At 42.7% G+C, this 21,090-nt stretch carries 21 protein-coding genes; 13 read left to right on the top strand and 8 right to left on the bottom strand.

Features of this window, described 5'->3' with window-relative positions; genetic code table 11:
• Positions 1–57 precede the first annotated feature (57 nt).
• From MK395_RS08055 to MK395_RS08025, 7 genes are all read left to right on the top strand, one after another.
• Complete coding sequence (locus tag MK395_RS08055; RefSeq protein ID WP_101800257.1) at positions 58–927, top strand: ROK family protein; 870 nt, start codon at positions 58–60, stop codon at positions 925–927.
• Positions 921–2,801, top strand: a complete 1,881-nt coding sequence (locus MK395_RS08050) for a beta-N-acetylhexosaminidase (RefSeq protein WP_268711638.1) — start codon at positions 921–923, stop codon at positions 2,799–2,801. Before MK395_RS08055 ends, MK395_RS08050 begins: the two co-directional genes overlap by 7 nt.
• A gap of 200 nt (positions 2,802–3,001) precedes the next feature.
• Positions 3,002–3,931: an ABC transporter permease gene (locus tag MK395_RS08045; protein WP_000714584.1), complete on the top strand. Its 930-nt coding sequence runs from the start codon at positions 3,002–3,004 to the stop codon at positions 3,929–3,931.
• 13 nt (positions 3,932–3,944) lie between these two features.
• Positions 3,945–4,868 carry a carbohydrate ABC transporter permease gene (locus tag MK395_RS08040; RefSeq protein ID WP_000818344.1) on the top strand — a complete coding sequence of 308 codons (924 nt, stop codon included), beginning with the start codon at positions 3,945–3,947 and terminating at the stop codon, positions 4,866–4,868.
• Between the two features lie 108 nt (positions 4,869–4,976).
• On the top strand, positions 4,977–6,461 hold the full coding sequence (locus tag MK395_RS08035) for an ABC transporter substrate-binding protein (RefSeq protein ID WP_000800429.1): 1,485 nt from the start codon (positions 4,977–4,979) through the stop codon (positions 6,459–6,461).
• A 271-nt stretch (positions 6,462–6,732) separates the two neighbouring features.
• Positions 6,733–7,719 carry an oxygen-dependent tRNA uridine(34) hydroxylase TrhO gene (gene trhO, locus MK395_RS08030; protein WP_001030023.1) on the top strand — a complete coding sequence of 329 codons (987 nt, stop codon included), beginning with the start codon at positions 6,733–6,735 and terminating at the stop codon, positions 7,717–7,719.
• A gap of 121 nt (positions 7,720–7,840) precedes the next feature.
• Positions 7,841–8,701 carry a DUF4299 family protein gene (locus tag MK395_RS08025; protein WP_268711637.1) on the top strand — a complete coding sequence of 287 codons (861 nt, stop codon included), beginning with the start codon at positions 7,841–7,843 and terminating at the stop codon, positions 8,699–8,701.
• A 62-nt stretch (positions 8,702–8,763) separates the two neighbouring features.
• Here MK395_RS08025 and MK395_RS08020 read toward each other — a convergent pair whose 3' ends face one another.
• The 5 genes from MK395_RS08020 to MK395_RS08000 all read right to left on the bottom strand — a co-directional run bounded on the left by MK395_RS08020 (position 8,764) and on the right by MK395_RS08000 (position 12,920).
• Positions 8,764–9,726 (bottom strand): DUF6574 domain-containing protein, encoded by a 963-nt coding sequence (locus MK395_RS08020; protein WP_268711636.1) that lies wholly within the window; start codon positions 9,724–9,726, stop codon positions 8,764–8,766.
• 62 nt (positions 9,727–9,788) lie between these two features.
• Positions 9,789–10,718, bottom strand: a complete 930-nt coding sequence (locus MK395_RS08015) for a DUF4097 family beta strand repeat-containing protein (protein ID WP_268711635.1) — start codon at positions 10,716–10,718, stop codon at positions 9,789–9,791.
• Positions 10,711–11,304 (bottom strand): DUF1700 domain-containing protein, encoded by a 594-nt coding sequence (locus MK395_RS08010; protein WP_049550174.1) that lies wholly within the window; start codon positions 11,302–11,304, stop codon positions 10,711–10,713. The genes MK395_RS08015 and MK395_RS08010 overlap by 8 nt, the downstream gene beginning before the upstream one ends.
• Positions 11,291–11,617 carry a PadR family transcriptional regulator gene (locus tag MK395_RS08005; protein ID WP_000273860.1) on the bottom strand — a complete coding sequence of 109 codons (327 nt, stop codon included), beginning with the start codon at positions 11,615–11,617 and terminating at the stop codon, positions 11,291–11,293. The genes MK395_RS08010 and MK395_RS08005 overlap by 14 nt, the downstream gene beginning before the upstream one ends.
• Positions 11,618–11,753: 136 nt before the next feature.
• Entirely contained in the window at positions 11,754–12,920 is a 1,167-nt protein-coding gene (locus MK395_RS08000; RefSeq protein ID WP_084880356.1) for a CynX/NimT family MFS transporter, read from the bottom strand.
• 221 nt (positions 12,921–13,141) lie between these two features.
• Between MK395_RS08000 and MK395_RS07995 the strand changes: the two genes are divergently transcribed.
• The 4 genes from MK395_RS07995 (at position 13,142) to MK395_RS07980 (ending at position 16,837) form a co-directional block, all read left to right on the top strand.
• Positions 13,142–13,972, top strand: a complete 831-nt coding sequence (locus MK395_RS07995; RefSeq protein ID WP_049477581.1) for a glycosyltransferase — start codon at positions 13,142–13,144, stop codon at positions 13,970–13,972.
• A 75-nt stretch (positions 13,973–14,047) separates the two neighbouring features.
• Positions 14,048–15,898, top strand: a complete 1,851-nt coding sequence (locus tag MK395_RS07990) for a nucleoside-diphosphate sugar epimerase/dehydratase (protein WP_001035723.1) — start codon at positions 14,048–14,050, stop codon at positions 15,896–15,898.
• Between the two features lie 248 nt (positions 15,899–16,146).
• Positions 16,147–16,569, top strand: a complete 423-nt coding sequence (locus MK395_RS07985) for a DUF805 domain-containing protein (protein ID WP_000947295.1) — start codon at positions 16,147–16,149, stop codon at positions 16,567–16,569.
• Between the two features lie 61 nt (positions 16,570–16,630).
• Positions 16,631–16,837 carry a DUF805 domain-containing protein gene (locus tag MK395_RS07980; RefSeq protein WP_002875299.1) on the top strand — a complete coding sequence of 69 codons (207 nt, stop codon included), beginning with the start codon at positions 16,631–16,633 and terminating at the stop codon, positions 16,835–16,837.
• A gap of 87 nt (positions 16,838–16,924) precedes the next feature.
• On the opposite strand, the gene MK395_RS07975 is transcribed toward MK395_RS07980, so the two are convergent.
• The 3 genes from MK395_RS07975 to sdaAB are packed head-to-tail and all read right to left on the bottom strand — an operon-like array spanning position 16,925 to position 19,128.
• Positions 16,925–17,554, bottom strand: coding sequence for an HAD-IA family hydrolase (locus MK395_RS07975; RefSeq protein ID WP_129326098.1), 630 nt, complete (start codon positions 17,552–17,554; stop codon positions 16,925–16,927).
• 21 nt (positions 17,555–17,575) lie between these two features.
• The gene (gene sdaAA, locus MK395_RS07970; RefSeq protein ID WP_049478962.1) at positions 17,576–18,448 is read right to left on the bottom strand and encodes an L-serine ammonia-lyase, iron-sulfur-dependent, subunit alpha; all 873 of its coding nucleotides are present in this window, start codon (positions 18,446–18,448) and stop codon (positions 17,576–17,578) included.
• Between the two features lie 8 nt (positions 18,449–18,456).
• Complete coding sequence (gene sdaAB / locus MK395_RS07965; RefSeq protein WP_000555868.1) at positions 18,457–19,128, bottom strand: L-serine ammonia-lyase, iron-sulfur-dependent subunit beta; 672 nt, start codon at positions 19,126–19,128, stop codon at positions 18,457–18,459.
• 241 nt (positions 19,129–19,369) lie between these two features.
• Between sdaAB and apf the strand changes: the two genes are divergently transcribed.
• Positions 19,370–20,005: an aggregation-promoting factor gene (gene apf, locus MK395_RS07960; protein ID WP_000060321.1), complete on the top strand. Its 636-nt coding sequence runs from the start codon at positions 19,370–19,372 to the stop codon at positions 20,003–20,005.
• Positions 20,006–20,282: 277 nt separating this feature from the next.
• Positions 20,283–21,089 (top strand): ABC transporter substrate-binding protein, encoded by an 807-nt coding sequence (locus MK395_RS07955; RefSeq protein ID WP_001045245.1) that lies wholly within the window; start codon positions 20,283–20,285, stop codon positions 21,087–21,089.
• The last annotated feature ends 1 nt before the right edge of the window (position 21,090 follow it).

Below are 21,090 nucleotides of genomic sequence, written 5' to 3'. Positions count from 1 at the left end.
GAGGGGCGAAAGAGTAAGGGCTAACTGCTGATTCGCCCCTTTTTACGGTAAAGAACAATGATCATTGCAACCATTGATATCGGAGGGACTGGGATTAAGTTTGCCAGTCTGACTCCTGATGGAAAAATACTAGATAAGACAAGTACTCCAACGCCAGAAAGTTTGGAGGATTTACTGACTTGGCTAGACCAACGCTTGGCAGAACAAGATTATAAGGGCATTGCTATGAGCGTTCCAGGCGCGGTCAATCAAGAAACAGGTGTGATTGAGGGAATCAGTGCCGTGCCTTATATTCACGGTTTTTCTTGGTATGAAGCTCTTGCTCATCATCAGCTACCTGTCCATCTAGAAAATGATGCCAACTGTGTTGGACTTAGTGAACTGCTGGCTCACCCAGAGATTGAAAATGCAGCCTGTGTCGTGATTGGGACAGGAATTGGCGGAGCTATGATTATCAATGGCAAACTTCACCGTGGTCGCCACGGCTTAGGTGGTGAGTTTGGCTATATGACAACCATTGAACCAGCTGAAAAACTCAACAACTGGTCGCTACTAGCCTCTACAGGAAACATGGTTCGCTACGTAATTGAAAAATCTGGTCAGACTGACTGGGACGGTCGCAAGATTTACCAAGAAGCTGCAGCAGGCAATGCCCTTTGCCAAGAAGCCATTGAGCGCATGAACCGTAATCTGGCTCAAGGCTTGCTCAATATCCAGTATCTGATCGATCCAGATGTCATTAGTCTGGGAGGATCTATTAGTCAAAATCCAGATTTTATCCAAGGCGTCAAAAAAGCTGTCGATGCTTTTGTCGAAACCTACGAAGAATACACGGTCGCACCTGTCATCCAGGCCTGCACCTATCATGCAGATGCCAATCTCTACGGTGCCCTTGTCAACTGGCTACAGGAGGAAAATCAATGGTAAGATTTACAGGATTTAGTCCCAAACAAGCGCAAGCTATTGAGGTTTTAAAAAGTCACATTTCCCTACCGGATGTGGAAGTGGCAGTCGCTCAGTCTGACCAAGCCTCTATCTCTATCAAGGGTGAAAGTGGACAGTATCACCTGACTTATGACAAACCTCACCAACTATACCGCGCCTTGTCTTTATTAGCAACAGCTCTAGTAGAAGGTGACAAGGTCGAGATTGAGGAGCATGCGGCTTATGAAGAGTTGGCCTACATGGCAGACTGTTCTAGAAATGCAGTTTTGAATGTCGCTTCTGCCAAGCAGATGATTGAGGTCTTGGCTCTCATGGGCTACTCGACCTTCGAGCTCTACATGGAAGACACCTATCAGATTGAGGGGCAGCCATACTTTGGTTATTTCCGCGGTGCCTATTCAGCTGAAGAGTTACAGGAAATCGAAGCCTATGCCCAGCAGTTTGACATGACCTTTGTGCCTTGCATCCAGACCTTGGCTCACTTGTCGGCCTTCGTCAAATGGGGTGTCAAAGAAGTGCAAGAGCTCCGCGATGTAGAAGATATTCTCCTCATTGGCGAAGAAAAAGTTTATGACCTAATTGACGGCATGTTTGCGACGCTATCTAAACTACAAACACGCAAGGTCAATATCGGGATGGACGAAGCCCACTTGGTTGGTTTGGGGCGCTACCTCATTTTGAACGGTGTTGTGGACCGTAGTCTCCTCATGTGTCAACACTTGGAGCGCGTGCTGGATATTGCCGATAAGTATGGTTTCCACTGCCAAATGTGGAGTGACATGTTCTTCAAACTCATGTCAGCAGATGGCCAGTACGACCGTGATGTGGAAATTCCTGAGGAAACTCGTGTTTACCTAGACCGTCTCAAAGATCGTGTAACCTTGGTTTACTGGGATTATTACCAAGATAGCGAAGAAAAGTACAATCGTAATTTCCGCAATCACCACAAGATTAGCCAAGATATAGCCTTTGCAGGTGGTGCTTGGAAGTGGATTGGTTTTACCCCACACAACCATTTCAGCCGTCTAGTGGCTATCGAGGCCAATAAAGCCTGTCGTGCTAATCAGATCAAAGAAGTCATCGTAACTGGTTGGGGGGACAATGGTGGGGAAACTGCCCAGTTTTCTATCCTACCCAGCTTGCAAATCTGGGCAGAACTCAGCTACCGCAATAACCTCGACCGTTTGTCTGCTCACTTCAAGACCAATACAGGTCTATCGGTTGAGGACTTTATGCAGATTGACCTAGCTAACCTCTTACCAGACTTGCCAGGCAATCTCAGCGGGATCAATCCCAACCGCTATGTCTTTTATCAGGATGTTCTCTGTCCGATTCTTGACCGGCACGTGACACCTGAACAGGACAAACCGCACTTTGCTCAGGCCGCTGAAACGCTTGCTGTTATCAAAGAAAAAGCTGGAAACTATGCTTATCTCTTTGAAACTCAGGCCCAGTTGAACCAGATTTTAAGTAGCAAAGTGGATGTGGGACGACGCATCCGTGAAGCTTATAAAGCCGGTGACAAAGTCAGCTTACAGCAAATCGCCAGACAAGAATTACCAAAACTCAGAAGCGAGATTGAACATTTCCATGCCCTCTTTAGCCATCAATGGTTGAAGGAAAACAAGGTCTTTGGCTTGGACACAGTTGATATCCGTATGGGAGGACTCTTGCAACGCATCAAGCGAGCAGAAAGTCGCATCGAGGCTTATCTAGCTGGTCAGCTTGACCGCATCGACGAGTTAGAAGTGGAAATCTTACCATTTACTGACTTCTACGCAGACAAGGGATTTACAGCCACAACAGCCAACCAGTGGCACACTATTGCGACAGCTTCGACGATTTATACGACTTAAAGGTCTTTTTTCCGAGTCAGAATGTTTCTCGTGAAACCTATTTCTTATAAAAAACTTCTCCACAAAAAATAATTTGTGGAGTTTTTTCTATAATTAGTAGTTTAACCTAGCCTTCAAATAGGAGTATACTAATAATGTAATCGTTATCAAACCTAAAAATTCGATGAAATCAGTTTTTAGGAATAAAAAGGGAGGAAATTATGAAAAAGTTTTCAAAGACCTTGAGAGATAACTGGATCTTTCTCTTGATGGTTTTACCAGGGGCGCTCTGGTTGATTCTATTCTTTTACATTCCAGTATTTGGGAATGTGGTTGCCTTTAAAGACTACCATATGACCAGTAATGGTTTCATAGATAGTATTGTGAATAGTAAATGGGTCGGGTTAGATAATTTCAGATTCTTGTTCAGTTCAAAAGATGCCTTTATCATCACTCGAAATACCGTTCTCTACAATCTCGGGTTTATCTTTATCGGTTTGATTGTATCAGTAGGGATTGCCATCATCCTCAGCGAGCTCCGCTCTAAGAGAATGGTTAAGATTTTCCAAACGTCTATGTTGTTCCCTTACTTCCTGTCATGGGTTATCATCAGTTTCTTTACAGATGCCTTCCTAAACATTGATAAAGGGGTCTTCAACCATTTCCTAACATCCATTGGCATGAAGGAAGTCAACTTTTACGCTGACTTAGGCATTTGGCCATACCTTCTCCTTTTCCTAGGTATTTGGAAAGGCTTTGGATATAGCAGTGTCATGTACTATGCGACGATCATGGGAATTGACCCAACCTACTACGAAGCAGCAACAGTGGACGGGGCTAGCAAGTGGCAACGTATTCGCAACGTAACTATTCCTCAGTTGACTCCACTTGTAACAGTCTTGACCATCCTTGCAGTCGGAAATATCTTCCGCGCAGACTTTGGTCTCTTCTATCAAATCCCACACAATGCTGGTCAGCTTTACAATGTAACCAACGTTTTGGATGTATATGTCTTTAATGGTTTGACTCAGACAGCAGATATCGGTATGGCTTCAGCAGCCGGTCTTTACCAATCCGTTGTCGGTTTGATTCTGGTTATCCTATCAAACTTGCTTGCAAGACGAGTCGATCCAAACTCAGCTTTGTTCTAGAAAGGAGGAGAATATGGCAGAAAAGAAAATTAAAAAAGAAAAAATCGATAATGTCGGCATTCACTCCTTCAGTAAGAAAGCAGATATCTTCTTTAGTATCATCTCTGGTTTGATCGCTCTTTCTTGTATCTTGCCCTTTATCTTCGTTATCATCATTTCGGTGACAGATGAAAAGAGCATCCTCCAGTATGGATATAGCTTTTTCCCTTCGAAATTTGGTGTAGATGGATTCCAGTTCCTAGCTCAGTTTAAAGATAAGATCCTCCAAGCGCTCTTTATCTCAGTTTTTGTAACTGTAGTCGGAACAGTGACCAACGTCTTCATCACAACCACTTATGCCTACGCCATCTCACGTACAACCTTTAAGTACCGCAGATTTTTCACAATCTTCGCTCTTCTTAGTATGTTGTTCAATGCTGGTTTGGTACCAGGCTATATTGTGGTCACTCGCCTGCTTCAACTTGGTGATACCGTTTGGGCCTTGATTGTTCCAATGCTTCTCTCACCATTCAACATCATTTTGATGCGTTCCTTCTTCAAGAAGACCATTCCAGAAGCCATTCTCGAATCTGCTCGTATCGATGGTGCCAGTGAAGCTCGGATCTTCTTCCAGATCTGTTTGCCCTTGTCACTTCCAGGTATCGCAACCATCACGCTTTTGACAGCTCTTGGTTTCTGGAACGATTGGTTCAACGCCCTTCTTTACATCAAGAGTGACAACTTGTATCCATTGCAATATTTGCTTATGCAAATCCAACAAAATATGGACTACATTGCAAAAGCAGTCGGCCTATCTGGCCAACTGGGAGTTGCTCTACCAAAAGAAACAGGTCGTATGGCCATGGTTGTGGTTGCAACCCTTCCAATCGCGATTCTGTATCCATTCTTCCAACGCTACTTTGTTAAAGGGTTGACAATCGGTGGTGTGAAAGAATAGCACTTATTGAGAAACACCGTTTCTCCCTTCCCAACTTCATCTTAGTGACTGAAGTTACAAATCATTAAATCGTTTATAAGTTTAAAAATAAAAAAAGGAGTTTTTATCATGAAAAACTGGAAAAAATATGCTTTTGCATCTGCTAGCGTAGTCGCTTTGGCTGCAAGTCTTGCTGCTTGTGGAAACCTTACAGGTAACAACAAAAAAGCTGCAGATACTACTTCAGGTGAAAAACCTGTCATCAAAATGTACCAAATCGGTGACAAACCAGATAACTTGGATGAATTGCTAGAAAATGCAAACAAAATCATCGAAGAAAAAGTCGGTGCTAAATTGGATATCCAATACCTTGGATGGGGTGACTATGATAAGAAAATGTCTGTTATCACATCATCTGGTGAAAACTATGATATCGCATTTGCATCTAACTATGTCGTAAATGCTCAAAAAGGTGCTTATGCTGACTTGACAGAATTGTATAAAAAAGAAGGAGCAGAGCTTTACAAAGCACTTGACCCAGCTTACATCAAAGGGAACACTGTAAACGGTAAGATCTATGCAGTGCCAGTTGCAGCTAACGTTGCATCATCTCAAAACTTTGCCTTCAACGGAACTCTTCTTGCTAAATACGGTATCGATATTTCAGGTGTAACTTCATACGAAACACTTGAGCCAGTCTTGAAACAAATCAAAGAAAAAGCTCCAGACGTAGTACCATTTGCGGTTACGAAGAACTTTATCCCATCTGATAACTTTGACTACCCAGTACCAAACGGACTTCCATTTGTTATTGACCTTGAAGGAGACACTACTAAGATCGTAAACCGTTACGAAGTGCCTCGTTTCAAAGAACACTTGAAGACTCTTCACAAATTCTATGAAGCTGGATACATTCCAAAAGACGTAGCAACAAGCGACACTTCATTTGACCTTCAACAAGATACTTGGTTCGTTCGTGAAGAAACAGTAGGACCAGCTGACTACGGTAACAGCTTGCTCTCACGCGTTGCTAACAAAGACATCCAAATCAAACCAATCACTAACTTTATCAAGAAAAACCAAACAACACAAGTTGCCAACTTTGTTATCTCAAACAACTCTAAGAACAAAGAAAAATCAATGGAAGTGTTGAACCTCTTGAACACGAACCCAGAACTCTTGAACGGTCTTGTTTACGGTCCAGAAGGCAAGAACTGGGAAAAAATTGAAGGTAAAGAAAACCGTGTACGCGTCCTTGATGGCTACAAAGGAAATACTCACATGGGTGGATGGAACACTGGTAACAACTGGATTCTTTACATCAACGAAAACGTTACAGATCAACAAATCGAAGATTCTAAGAAACAATTGGCAGAAGCTAAAGAATCTCCAGCACTTGGATTCATCTTTAACACTGACAATGTGAAATCTGAAATCTCAGCAATTTCTAACACAATGCAACAATTCGATACAGCTATCAACACTGGTACTGTAGACCCAGATAAAGCTATTCCAGAATTGATGGAAAAATTGAAATCTGAAGGTGCCTACGAAAAAGTATTGAACGAAATGCAAAAACAATATGACGAATTCTTGAAAAACAAAAAATCATAAGATTGATTGATTTCGTGTATTCATTCCTAATTCCTAAAAATGTGATCACTGCCTTCCTTAGTTCTCTAGGGGAGGCAGTGATTTTTAGGATGCAAATCAAAAAATTGAGAGAATTATCTGCGATTCGCTATGGTTACTGATGAAGTGCAGGGGTAGGACTCTTTCAACAATTTCCGGTCAAATAAATTGCATTCGTTTTCTCAAGTGGGTATACTAGTATAGTTGAATGAAAAATTCTGAAAATTTAAGAATAGAAAAGAGAACAAATCTTATGGCAAAAGATATTCGTGTCTTACTTTACTACCTCTATACTCCAATTGAAAATGCAGAGCAATTTGCTGCAGACCACTTGGCTTTCTGTAAATCAATTGGCCTCAAAGGCCGTATCCTAGTCGCTGACGAGGGAATCAACGGAACAGTTTCAGGTGACTACGAAACAACTCAAAAATACATGGACTACGTTCACAGCCTCCCAGGCATGGAAGACCTCTGGTTCAAGATTGACGAAGAAAGTGAACAAGCTTTTAAGAAGATGTTTGTTCGCTACAAGAAAGAAATTGTCCACCTTGGTTTGGAAGACAACGACTTTGATAATGACATCAACCCACTTGAAACAACAGGTGCTTACTTGTCTCCAAAAGAGTTCAAAGAAGCCCTTCTTGACGAAGATACAGTTGTCCTTGACACACGTAACGATTATGAGTACGACCTAGGACATTTCCGTGGGGCTATCCGCCCAGACATCCGCAACTTCCGTGAGTTACCACAGTGGGTCCGCGACAACAAGGAAAAATTCATGGACAAGCGTGTCGTGGTTTACTGTACAGGTGGGGTTCGCTGTGAGAAATTCTCAGGTTGGATGGTTCGTGAAGGCTACAAAGATGTCGGCCAATTGCACGGAGGAATCGCAACTTACGGTAAAGACCCAGAAGTTCAAGGTGAGCTTTGGGATGGGAAAATGTACGTCTTTGACGAGCGTATTGCCGTCGATGTTAACCATGTTAACCCAACCATCGTAGGGAAAGACTGGTTTGATGGAACACCATGTGAACGTTATGTCAACTGTGGAAATCCCTTCTGTAACCGTCGTATCCTAACATCAGAAGAAAATGAAGACAAGTACCTTCGTGGATGCTCACACGAGTGCCGTGTTCACCCACGCAACCGCTACGTCTCAGAAAATGAATTGACACAAGCAGAAGTGATCGAGCGTCTAGCAGCTATCGGTGAAAGCTTGGATCAAGTCGCTACAGTATAAAGCAAACAGCTCCTCAGGGGCTGTTTTTCTATGCTTTTTATCTAAAAATCTAAAATTTGTTTCTGTATCTTTCAGGAAAATAGGGTATACTATGTGTAAACGATTTCAAAGGAGGCCGGTTATGGCGAAAACATTTTTTATCCCAAATAAAGAAAGCATTCTAGGACAACAGGAGGTCTTGACTGCCAAGTCCATCTTGGCCTTGGTGGAGGGCTTGGAGTCGCATAGTTATGATGCGGTCTATCTCCGTCAGCCCCTCAATCGTCTCGAGTACATGGAGTGTGGGATTGTAGGGCAGTCGCAATTTCTCTTCAAGGTCAACTATGCGGATAGTCGAAAAGGCTATCAAGTGGTGATTCCAGATTTCCTTACTAGAGCGGACTGGGAGATTGTAGACGCTCTCCTCCAAGCCCTATCGAGCAAGTTGGGGGAAGCGGTAGAAGGGCTAGAAGACTTTGACTTTGAAGCTTATTTCCGACAAATAGTTCAGAATTATCTAGCTGACAAAGCAGTTCGTCTAGTCTATTGCCAAGGGCTCTTGGCCCCTATCTATCTCAACAAGGAATACCTCGAGAGTTTTTTGGTTGAGGATGGATTGGTACGTTTTGAAGAGCTGGTCAAGAAGGTTCAAGGATCTGATGCCTACCTTGCCAGTGTGAAATTTTACCCGGACGCTCAAGGTAGGGTGCACGGTATCTACCACCTAGCCCAGGGAGTCAAGACGATTTTGCCAAAGGAACCATTTGTACCAGCTCCTTATACCGAGCAGCTGGCAGGCAAGGAGCTTGTTTGGGAGATTGACCTAGTGAAGATTTCTGGTGATGGCTCAAAAGCAGAAGACTATGAAGCCATCGCTCGCTTGGATTATGCAAAATTCCTAGAGTCACTACCAAAAGCATTTTACCGGCAATTAGATGCCAATCAATTAGAAGTACAACCCATCCTAGGACAAGATTTTGAGGAATTGGCAAGCATCGAGTAGACACGGTTCAAAAAAGAGTAAGCATAAAAATCCCTGTCATTAACAAATGGCAGGGATTTTGGTTAAAAGAAGGTCAGGATGCGAAGGTAGTCAACTGTCAGCGCGAGCTCTGCAATGAAGAAGGGTAAGAGAATAGCACCATCAAGTAAGACAGCTAGCAAGAAACGATAAAATGGGTCAAGGCTACTGGTCTTACTTGGCTTGCTAATCACAAAGAGATTTCCAAGGGCAAAGATGGCCATGCTGAGAAGAGTGAGGATGCCAGCAAATCGTAAGCCACCAAAGAGTGCAAAGAAACTTGCTAGAGCTGTTAAGACAAGCGGGATAGCAAAGAGTCGGCTGTAACGATCGCAAGCTTCTTGGAATGTGAAGTCGCTCTCCTGGTCCAGTACCCGTCGGACAGTAAAGCCTCCCAAAATGATAGAAAAGTAAAATAGAGCGCTAGCGACCAAGATAGAAAGGCCAGCAAAGAGATCTAAAGGAGGGAGCTGGTTAGGAGAACTATTAGCAATAGAAATCATATAGCCATAGTAGAGGTGCTTGATATGATAGATACTAAAGAAAAGGCTAATCGAGGATAGCAAAGTGAGCAGGGCAAAGACACTGTAACGATGCTTTTGGTCCGTAGTCTTGCTAGCAGTTGGTTCTTGGATAGCATCCAGTAGCCAAGTCCAAAATAGTGCGATTTCTTCTTTGAACCGAGCAGTTTTACGAGGGTCAATATCTGGGATATAGGGGCTTTCTAAAGCCTTGCTGAGGATACTTTTCTCTTTTGCAGGGGTTTCTTGCTTGTGCTCCTCTTCAGCTTTCCCTTCTTCCTCTTCCTCGGTTTGGGTTTCCTCAATCATTTCGGGAGCTTCCTCCTCATGCGTTTCCGACTCTTTAGATAAGATAGGAGTTTCTTGGCTTACTTGTGGTTCGGTCTCCACAGTTTCCGAAGTCTCTGGTTGGTCGGGTTGGATTTCCGATTTCGTCTGAGCTGATTTCTTCTCAAGATCGGCGCTTTCAAACCATTCTTGTGTCATGGTGGAACCTCCTTTTTTATGGTCGTTTTCTATCTTTAGACTAGCAGATGAAAGCGTTTTTGTCAATGATTTCTAGATGGAGAAGAGTGCTCTTCTTTAGGTAGGTAGATATCCTGGTTGGCTTTTGCAATGAGTAGGTCCTTGACATCTGCTTTGTCTGTCTTGTATGGGTTGGCAAGTTCATTCTCTTTTTGTCCACGATGTTCTTCTTTGGGTTTATGATAGATACCACCATGCTGAGAAGAAAGATCTAGATTGATACGGTCAGTCTCTTTCTGGGAGAGAATGAGGTTTAGAGTGGAATGGGCCTCTAGCTCAACCTTGCCGTGGACCTTGATATTCTCAGCATAGATGTGTTCCCTTTCCGTCTTGACCTGGCTATCTGTAAATTCGGTATCAAAGATATTGATGATATGAGGTGTCGTTAGTGTACTATTCTTGATAGAGCTTTCTGTTAGTCTTAAGAGATAGCCTTTTGTTTTGATTGTCGCATTTTCAAGATTGGCTTGACGAATAGTGGTTTGTCCACGATTGGCTGAGACGGTGATAGCTTGCAGCCTTCTTCCTTTGGGGAGGGAGAGAATGACTTCGTCAAAACGGTTAGAATAACTGCTGGCAATACGAAGTAAGCCTTCGATTCCTGAACCGAGAAAACGATGTTGGGAGGCTTGTTTGTCAGTGACGCTTAGTGTTTTGTCACTCATGCCAGTAGTCAGATCATGACGACCAGACACGGAAGGATGATAGGTGATATGGATCTTGTCATCTACAGACTCTGTGATGGTTAGGCTGTGTTCTTCAAGGGTCAAATCAAGTTTTTCCACTTCATTTCCAAAGGTCACTTCTTCGATACGATTGTCATAGACGGGGTCTTTTGACATGGCAAGTAAACTTTGAATACCATTGGACTGCGCGCCTACAATGATCATGATAAAACCGAGGATTGTAGAAACCACACCAAAAATGAGAAATCCTTTTGTCAATTTACGCATGTCTATCACCTCTCTTTCCTTTTTTAAGAATCCATTGTGCCAAGCGGACGATTAGGAGGCCAAAGAAACGAGCTACATAGGAGATGCCTAGTAGAACAAGAGAAGAAGCACCAATGGAAAGCAAACCAGCCCCAAAAATCAAGATAAAGGCAGATTTGGCTTCGACTAGGACGCTAAAGCTCTCTACGATAAAAAGTCCACCTAGCAGGATACCCGTTACAGAGACGGTAAAGAAGGCTAAAATGACGGAGACGGCTGCGATAATAATACCGATGATGGCCATGAGGATGCCGATTCCGACCGGAATTCCGATAGGAGCTACTAGCAGGGCCAGGAGGGCAATGTGTAGCAGTTGACGGTCATTCTTTTGAGCAGGGGCTTCATTGACTTTTTTATCGAGAAGATCAGAGAGGACATCATGGGCAGCTTCTTTTGGAGTTCCCAGACTGGCAATGAGTTCCTCTTCGCCCTCTGAACCCGCATCGTCAAATAGCTCCTTAAAGTAGTCCATAGCTTCGATGCGGTCAGCTTCAGGCAGTTTATTGAGATAGGTTTCTAACTGAGTCAGATAATCAGTTCTTGTCATGGCGGATACTCCCTTCTATGATGCCGTTGACGGTGTCGGTATAGAGCGTCCACTCTTCCTTTAGAGTAACGAGCTGCTCTACGCCCCGATTGGTCAAGGAATAGTATTTGCGCATACGCCCCTGAAACTCTCTAGAGTAGGTGGTCAGAAAGCCACTGGCTTCCAATTTTTTGAGAATGGGATAGAGCGTAGATTCTTTGATATTGGCGATGAGTTTAATGGTTTGGCTAATCTCATAACCATAAGAATCCCCCTGCTCCAGTACAGCCAAGATGAGAAACTCGATCAAGGCAGAGGATGTTGGGAAGTACATGGGAAACCTCCTTTATATTATATAAAAATTTTATATATACTCTTTTCAAATATATTGTATCTCAAGTTGAAAGCCCTGTCAAGAAATATGTGTAAAAATTTTATATATAAAAAAACTCCTAGTAAAAACTAGAAGTTTAGAGGATTTTTTCAGCCCGATCCACCATAAAGAGTGAGATAGTCATGATGATATCGATGGTTAGAAGGGTAAGGACAGCTGGAACCCAAGATTGGAAAAGTTCAAAACTATAACCAAACAAGGCAGGTCCAAAAGCAGCCAAGATGTATCCCCCTGTTTGCGCTAGTCCTGATAGCTGAGCTGTCTTTTCAGGAGAACTGGTTTTAAGAGAAAAGCAAACCATGAGGTAGGGGAAGAGGGCACTGCAGGCCGTTCCAATCAAGAGATGGACGACTAACCAGTAGAGGAAATTATTGGCTGGATACAAGAGCATGGCAATTCCCATCATACCAGCGATAGAGATAGTTGCCAGCATGATTCGACGATGACCATCTGACAGACGAGTGGTCAGACTTGGAACAGTCATCGAAAAAGGAATGCTGATCAGTGAGAAAATAGAAGCGAGGAGAGCCGCATCACTATTAGAAATACCAGCACTAACAGCCATAGTTGGCAACCAGGTCATACTTGTATAAAAGAGCAAGGACTGAAGCCCGCCAAAGATAATGATAGCCCAGACATCTTTACTTTTTAGAATATTCTCTTTGACTTGCTTTTCTTTTTGGCTTTCTAGGCGGTGATTGTGGCGATGATTTGGCAACCAGACTAGTAGAGTGACCAGACAGAGAAAGCTGAGAACGAGGATGAGGCCCTTCCAAGAACTAGCTTGGGTGATAGGGACGGATAGATAAGAAGCGATGGCTGTCGAAATTCCCATGGCAGTGACATAGAGAGTTGTTAGGAAACTAATCTTTTGAGGCTGATTTGCCTGGATCATACTTGGGAGGAGTACATTGAAGATCGCTATGCTTGCTCCCACAATTAGGGTTCCTAGATAAAGAAGGGGAAGATTGAAGATACGAATGACAGAGCCAACAGTTAAGAGGAGGAGACAGTAAGTAAAGAGGTGTTCCAACCCGATTTTTTGTGCCAAGCGGCTTGCAAAAGCAGAGAAAAGAGCAAACATCAAGAGAGGGAGACTGGTTAAAATCCCAAGAGAGCTAACCTCCACTCCTAGTCCCTGAGCGATATCTCCTAAAATAGTTGGAAGAGCAGTAAAGGGAGATCGTAAAACAGTCCCGATTAAGACAATTCCTAGAACAAAAAAGAGTGATTGTTTTTTCATAAAAACCTCGATAGGATGATTTTAATAACAGCTTATTTTAAGGTTTTTTCCTTATAATGTCAAGTAATGACAGCCAAGACAGTTCAATCAATGGAAGTGAAAATATAGTGAAAAGGGACGGATTTCTTTACTAGAATTTTCCTTGATTTGATATAAAAATAGGAAACTAGGGAATTTTGTGATAAAATAGTGGAAGGAAATCTATATATTGGAGAAAAACTGTGTCTGAAAAGCAAAAAATCAGCGTCTTGATGTCGGTCTATGTAAAGGAAAATCCGACATTTTTGAGAGATGCCATCAAAAGTGTTCAAAACCAGACCTTAAAACCGAGTGAGCTTGTTCTCGTAGAGGATGGACCTCTCACACCAGAACTCTATCAGGTGCTAGATGAAGTGGAAGCTCAGTCAGATATTCCAGTGAAACGGTGCCCCTTAGAACAAAACCAAGGTTTAGGCTTGGCTCTTCGATACGGTGTTTTACAGTGCCAGTATGACATTATTGCCCGCATGGATACGGATGATTTAGCCGTTCCGGATCGTTTTGAGAAACAGCTTCAGCTAATGGAGAAAGAAGATCTTGATCTCTTAGGTGGGCATATCGCAGAGTTCATTGACAATCCAGATGAGATTGTGTCTTATCGTCGTGTTCCAACCCAGCATGCAGACATTGTGGCTTATCAGAGAATGAGAAGCGCCTTTAACCATATGACAGTCATGTTCAAAAAGGACATGGTCCTCAAGGCGGGCAACTACGAAGATGGCCTTTACATGGAGGATGACCTCCTTTGGCTCAATATGATTGCTGCAGGTGCCAAGACTGGGAACCTAGATCAAATCTTGTGTAAGGTTCGTGTCGGTGCAGGGATGTTTGAGCGTCGAGGTGGCTTGCGTTACCTTAAACTCTATCGTCAAGCTCGCCAACGGATGCTTGAGCGAGGGCAAATTTCTTACATGGAATATGCTAAAAGTGTAGCCATTCAGGCAATTGTTGCACTTTGTCCAGGCTTTGTACGTCAGTTTATCTTCGTCAAACTTTTAAGAAAGAGAAAGTAAGCCCCGATAGACTGAATGATTCAGGTTATCATAACAACAGTATCATCTGACTCTTTTAAGGGGGAGTAAATTCCTATGAATAAAAAACTAACAGATTATGTGATTGATCTGGTTGAAATTTTAAATAAACAGCAAAAACAAGTGTTTTGGGGGATATTCGATATTCTGAGTATGGTGGTTTCTATCATCGTATCTTATATCTTGTTTTATGGCCTTATAAATCCTGCGCCTGTGGATTACGTGATCTACACTCTTTTAGCCTTCCTCCTCTATCAAATCATGATTGCGTTTTGGGGGCTAAATGCTAGTATTAGTCGTTATAGCAAGATTACGGATTTCATGAAAATCTTTTTCGGAGTGATGCTCAGCAGTGTTCTTTCTTATGGAATCTGCTATGCCTTCCTTCCATTGTTTTCTATCCGTTTCATCGTGCTCTTCATTTTGTTGAGTACCTTCCTCATCTTGCTTCCTCGTATCACTTGGCAGTTGATTTATTCCAAACGTAAAAAAGGTAGTGGAGATGGGGAGCATCGTCGTACCTTCTTGATCGGTGCTGGTGATGGTGGTGCCCTCTTTATGAACAGCTACCAACATCCAACTAGCGACCTTGAGCTAGTGGGGATATTGGATAATGATGAAAAGAAAAAGGGACAAAAACTAGGTGGAATCCCAGTTCTGGGCTCTTATGATAATCTACCTGAATTAGCTAAACGTCACCAAATCGAGCGTGTCATCGTAGCGATCCCTTCGCTTGACCCATCAGAGTACGAACGCATCTTGCAGATGTGTAATAAGCTAGGCGTCAAATGTTACAAGATGCCTAAGGTTGAGACAGTCGTTCAAGGACTCCATCAACCAGGCAGTGGTTTCCAGAAAATTGATATCACAGACCTTTTGGGCCGTCAGGAGATTCGTCTTGACGAATCGCGTCTGGGTACTGAGATTACAGGCAAGACCATCCTGGTGACAGGAGCCGGTGGTTCGATTGGTTCGGAGATTTGTCGTCAGGTTAGCCGCTTCAATCCCGAACGTATCGTCTTACTTGGACATGGTGAAAACTCAATCTATCTCGTTTATCATGAATTGATCCGTACATTCCAAGGGATTGATTATGTTCCTGTTATTGCAGATATTCAGGACTATGACCGTCTCTTGCAGGTGTTTGAGCAGTACAAACCAGCCATTGTTTATCATGCTGCAGCCCACAAACACGTTCCGATGATGGAGCGCAATCCAAAAGAAGCCTTCAAGAACAATATCCTCGGTACCTACAATGTTGCCAAGGCTGTTGATGAGGCCAAAGTACCTAAGATGGTCATGATTTCGACTGACAAGGCAGTCAATCCACCAAATGTTATGGGTGCGACTAAGCGCGTGGCAGAATTGATTGTCACTGGCTTTAACCAACGTAGCAAATCAACCTACTGTGCAGTCCGTTTTGGGAATGTTCTGGGTAGTCGTGGTAGCGTGATTCCTGTCTTTGAACGTCAGATTGCTGAAGGCGGTCCTGTAACGGTGACAGACTTCCGTATGACACGTTACTTCATGACCATTCCAGAGGCTAGCCGTCTAGTAATCCATGCTGGCGCTTATGCCAAGGACGGAGAAGTCTTTATCCTCGATATGGGCAAACCAGTCAAGATTTATGACTTGGCTAAGAAAATGGTCCTTCTAAGTGGGCACACGGAAAGTGAAATTCCAATCGTTGAGGTCGGTATTCGACCAGGTGAAAAACTCTATGAAGAACTCTTGGTTTCGACCGAATTGGTTGATAACCAAGTCATGGACAAGATTTTCGTTGGTAAGGTAAATGTCATGCCGCTAGAAGCGATTGATCAAAAGATTGAAGAGTTCCGTTCACTCAGCGGAGATGAGCTCAAAGAAGCGATTATTTCCTTTGCGAATGAGACAACTCATGCTGAGTAAGAGTGTCCAACTACCTTCATAATGAAACAACTATCGCCAGTTTTCTGAGAGAATCAGAAAGCTGGTTTTTATAAATAGAGAGTAGAGAACATCGGATCTTTCAAAGGTTTAATAAGCGCAACTATTCAAGGGACGATGTTATTTGATCTATCAGGAGAGTGATTTCAGACAATCTAAAAACTACCTCTATTTTAAGCTGGTAACATAACTTTGCGAAATAAGTATTAAAGTCAAAAGGAGATTTTTGTATGCTGAGTGCTATTAGGAGTTTTTTCAAAGGCTATGCAAATTTTTCTGGTCGTTCCACACGTCCAGAATTTTGGTGGGTTTGGCTGCTAAATATGGTGATTTTCTTGCCCGCCTACTACTCACTTTTTACTGGAGTAGAATCTGATAAAGCCATCAGGAATATTGCGGTCTTCAGTATGTGTATTATTTTGTTTATAATAGAGTTTGTTCCTCTACTAGCACTGATAGTACGTCGCTTACGAGATGTGGGTATCCATTGGGCCTATATTTTTATTGTATTTGTTCCTTTGGGTGCATTAACACTGCTTGTTATGCTCGCTATGCCAAGTCAACGATTTGTAGAAAAAGTGATAGAAAATAGTGAAAAAGATAAAGAGAATACGGAAGACTCTCAGTTTGAAGAAATGGTACGAAAATATTAAGATATTTCTACTCTATTTTAAAGCGGCTGAGTCGCTTCGCAGCAAATAATCGCTTCAGGAATTGTACCTCTTTTTAGCGCCTATTCTCATGTTGCCTTCTATCGCCGTGACTGTTCGTCGCTTACGAGACGCTGGTTTCCACTGGGCCTTTATCTTCATTGCTTTGGTTCCTCTCGTTGGACCGATTACCCTTATTGTCATGCTTGCTTGGCCAAGTAAGAAGGATGAAGATACAGATACTGAAGAACAGGATCAAATTACTGCTTAAGCATGGAGTTGATTCCTTCTGATAGTAACAACATATAAAAAATACTCCTCAACCTAGTTCACTAGTGTTAGGAGTATTTTTGTATGGTTAGAGCTGGCTAATGATATCGTCAATGGTATGGGCAATCCAGTCAGGTTGATAGATGAGTAAATCAGCCTCTTCTCCAAATCCCCAAGAAACAGCGAACTTTTTAATGCCAGTTTCTTGGGCTCCGATCATATCAAACTTGGTGTCCCCGATAATGAGGACTTGGTCTGCAGGCAGTTGATGCATATGCAAGGCGTAACGGATGACATCCGCCTTGTGTGGCGTTTCAGGACTAGAACCGTAAATGCCATCAAAGAAATGATGGATTCCCAGATTTTTAGTCATATCGTGAGCAGTAGGAGTATTCTTTGTTGTAGTGATGTAGAGAGGGTAGTTTTGCGAAAGCTCTTGAAGCAATTCCGTTATTCGGGGGAAGAGTTGCGCTTCGTGGATTCCTTTTTCCTTGTAGTAAGAACGATAGATTTGAACAGCTTCTGAGATTTGTTCCTTGGGAAGACACGTTGCAAAGCTACTTTCAAGTGGCGGGCCCATGAAACCACGAATGGTTTTGGCATCAGGGCTTGGAACTCCTAGCTCTTTAAAGGTATGGGTAAAGGCATTGTGGATCCCGAGGGAACTGTCAACCAGGGTTCCGTCCAGATCAAAAAAGATAGCTGAGATAGAGGGCATGATTTCTCCTAACAGATAAACTTATTCTCCGAAGATTTCTTTTTGTAGGCGACGACCAGTAGGTGTGGCGGCGAGTCCACCCTCGGCCGTTTCACGAAAGGCAGTTGGAAGACTTGATCCAACTTGGTACATTGCATCGATGACTTCGTCAACAGGGATCTTAGACTCGATACCTGCCAAGGCCATGTCTGCTGCGATAAAGGCAAAGCTGGCTCCCATGGCATTTCGTTTGACACAGGGAACTTCAACCAAACCAGCAACAGGGTCACAGATGAGACCTAGCATATTTTTAATGACAAAGGCGATGGCTTGGCTAGCCTGATAGGGCGTTCCACCTGCGGCCAAAGTCAAGGCTGCGGCACTCATGGCGGAGGCAGAGCCGACTTCGGCCTGACAGCCACCTTCAGCACCCGAGATAGAGGCATTGTTTGCGATAACCAATCCAAAGGCACCAGCAGCAAAGAGGAAATCTAACTGTTCTTCGTGGCTGAGGTCAAGTTTTTGGATAGCAGCAGTGAGAACGGCTGGCAGACAGCCAGCACTTCCTGCGGTTGGAGTGGCACAGACCAAGCCCATCTTCGCATTGTGTTCATTGACCGCGATGGCATTACGGGCTGCTGATAGGATGGTAAAGTCCGACAAGGCCTTGCCACTTTTGAGATGGCGGTCTAGTTTGGCCGCGTCTCCACCCGTTAGGCCACTACGGGATTTATTTTTACTGAGACCGAGCTCGACAGAGGCTTTCATGACTTCTAGATTGCGTTCCATGAGGAGGAGAACTTCTGGCCGTTCCCGACCGGTTAGTTGATATTCTGTCGCAATCATGAGTTCTGCGACATTTCCTTGGAAGTCTAGATCCGCCTGCTCGACCAATTCTTTGATAGAATAAAACATGTTTCCTCCTACTTAAAGAAATTGACATTGTGGAGATGAGGGATTTTTCGGATTTCTTCAATCGCCTCTTCGCAACTTCGACTATCGACTTCGATAATCATAATGGCTTTTTCTCCAGCTTTTTCTCGAGTCACATTCATCTGAGCGATGTTGATATCGAAACGAGAGAGGGCTTCAGTAACATGGGCAATCATACCTGGAACATCTTGATGCACGATGATAATGGTTGGTGTGTTCATGTTGAGAGAGACAGCAAAGCCGTTAAGCTCCGTAACTTGGATATTTCCTCCACCGATGGAAATTCCTGTCACACTGATGGATTTGTGTTCATTCTTCACAGTAATTTTAGTGGTGTTAGGATGAGGAGCGTTGCTATCTTTCTGAATGGTCCAGACAATCTTGATACCACGTTTATGGGCAATCTCAAGGCTATTTGGAATATCGGGATCGTCCGTATCCATACCTAATATACCAGCGACGAGAGCAAGGTCGGTTCCATGACCACGGTAGGTTTTGGCAAATGAATTAAATAATTGGAATTCGACTTCTGTCGGCGTATCGTCAAAGATGGAAGAGACGATTTTCCCGATGCGAACAGCTCCAGCTGTGTGGCTACTTGATGGGCCAATCATGACAGGTCCGATAATGTCAAAGACAGATTGAAAACGAAGTGAGTGCATCTGTTTCCCCTTACAAAGATTCTTATATCTATTATATCAAAGAATGGACCTCCGCGCTTATTTCCCTTATCAAAAGCTTAAAATGATTAAAGATAGTATAAAATAAGGTCTTTTGTGACAAAAACCTCCTTAAAACGGTAAATATAAAACATTTTTGTAATATTTCTACATAAAACCGTTAAACAACGGTAACCTTTAAAAGGTATCATAGATATATCCAATGGAAGGAGAATTTTTAGATATGTCATTAACAACTAAAAAAATTAAAACAACTATCGCAGGAGTAGCAACTTTGCTTGCTTTCTTTGCTCCATCACTTGCATCTGCCCAAGAAACTGTAACTTACACAGTTAAATCAGGTGATACTCTTTCAGAAATCGCTGAGAAGTACAACACAACTGTTGAAAAATTGGCAGCAAAAAACAACATCAAAGATATTCACCTTATCTATGTTGACCAAGTTTTGGTTATCGAAGGAACAGCTCCATCGACAGCAACTGCAACCGCTGCAGCTTCAGCAACAACTTATGAAGCACCAGCAGCTGCGGAAGAAACTGCAGAAGAAGTAACTGAAACAACAACCTATGAAGCGCCAGCTGCACCTGCAACTCCAGCAGCAGAAAGCAACACTGCAGCAGCTTCTACTGTAAGTGGTTCTGAAGCAGAAGCCAAAGAATGGATCGCTCAAAAAGAATCAGGCGGTAGCTACACTGCTACAAACGGACGTTACATCGGACGTTACCAATTGACAGATTCATACTTGAACGGTGACTACTCAGCTGAAAACCAAGAACGTGTAGCAGATGCCTACGTTGCAGGACGTTACGGTTCATGGACAGCTGCCAAGAACTTCTGGCTTAACAACGGTTGGTATTAAGAATAAAAGAGTCCTTTAGGGCTCTTTTTTGTTTCTCTATAACAAAAAGCGTAACAATCTTCTCAGTAATGCTCTATTTGTATAATTCCAACGAAATTCTTCAAATTGTTTTAAAACTCAAATAGTATAAATAAGCTTATTATGTGTAAAAATATATCATATAATAAGCTTTTTCTTGATTTTAATGAAATAAAATACAGTTTTTTCTTGACAAACGAAAATGAGAGGAGTATTATTTATACAACAATAAAGTATAAAAATAAAAGGAGACTCTTCTATGAATAAAGTGAAGAAGGTGTTGATGACGATGTTTGGTTTGCTTATGTTTCCCTTATTATTTGCTTGTAGTAACGCTCAATCCCAAGGTGTTGAAGCCATTAAGGCTAAAGGAAAATTGGTGGTGGCCCTAAATCCAGAGTTTGCTCCATTTGAATATCAGAAATTGGTCGATGGGAAAAATCAGATTGTAGGTTCAGATGTTGAGCTAGCCAAAGCCATCGCAAAGGAACTAGGTGTAGAAGTGGAGTTCTCTCCAATGAGTTTTGACAATGTACTGGCTAGTCTTGATTCAGGCAAGGCCGATCTTGCCATATCAGGTGTTTCTAAAACGGAGGAGAGAAGTCAAGTTTACGATTTTTCAATTCCCTACTACACTTCGAAAAATAAGGTTATCGTAAGAAAATCTGAATTAACGAATTACCAATCAGTCAAGGATTTGGCTCAGAAAAAGGTTGGAGCGCAGAAAGGCTCTATCCAGGAAACTCTGGCCAAAGAAACCTTGCAGAATGCTTCTCTCGTTTCACTTCCTAAAAATGGAAATTTGATAACAGATTTGAAATCAGGGCAACTGGATGCAGTTATCTTTGAGGAACCAGTGGCGAAAGGCTTTGTAGAGAATAATCCAGACCTAGCCATCGCTGAGTTTGATTTTGACAATGACAAAGAAGATTCCTACGCTGTTGCGATGAAAAAAGACAGTAAAGAATTAAAAGAGGCGGTTGACAAAACCATCCAGAAGTTGAAGGATTCTGGGGAGTTGGACAAATTGATTGACGATGCTTTTAAAGCCTCTATCGAAAAATAGA

The organism is Streptococcus oralis, from assembly GCF_026782085.1.
GTDB classification, from domain to species: domain Bacteria; phylum Bacillota; class Bacilli; order Lactobacillales; family Streptococcaceae; genus Streptococcus; species Streptococcus oralis_DA.
Note: the sequence above shows the minus strand (reverse complement) of the source record. Positions and strands in the feature narration are given on the sequence as shown.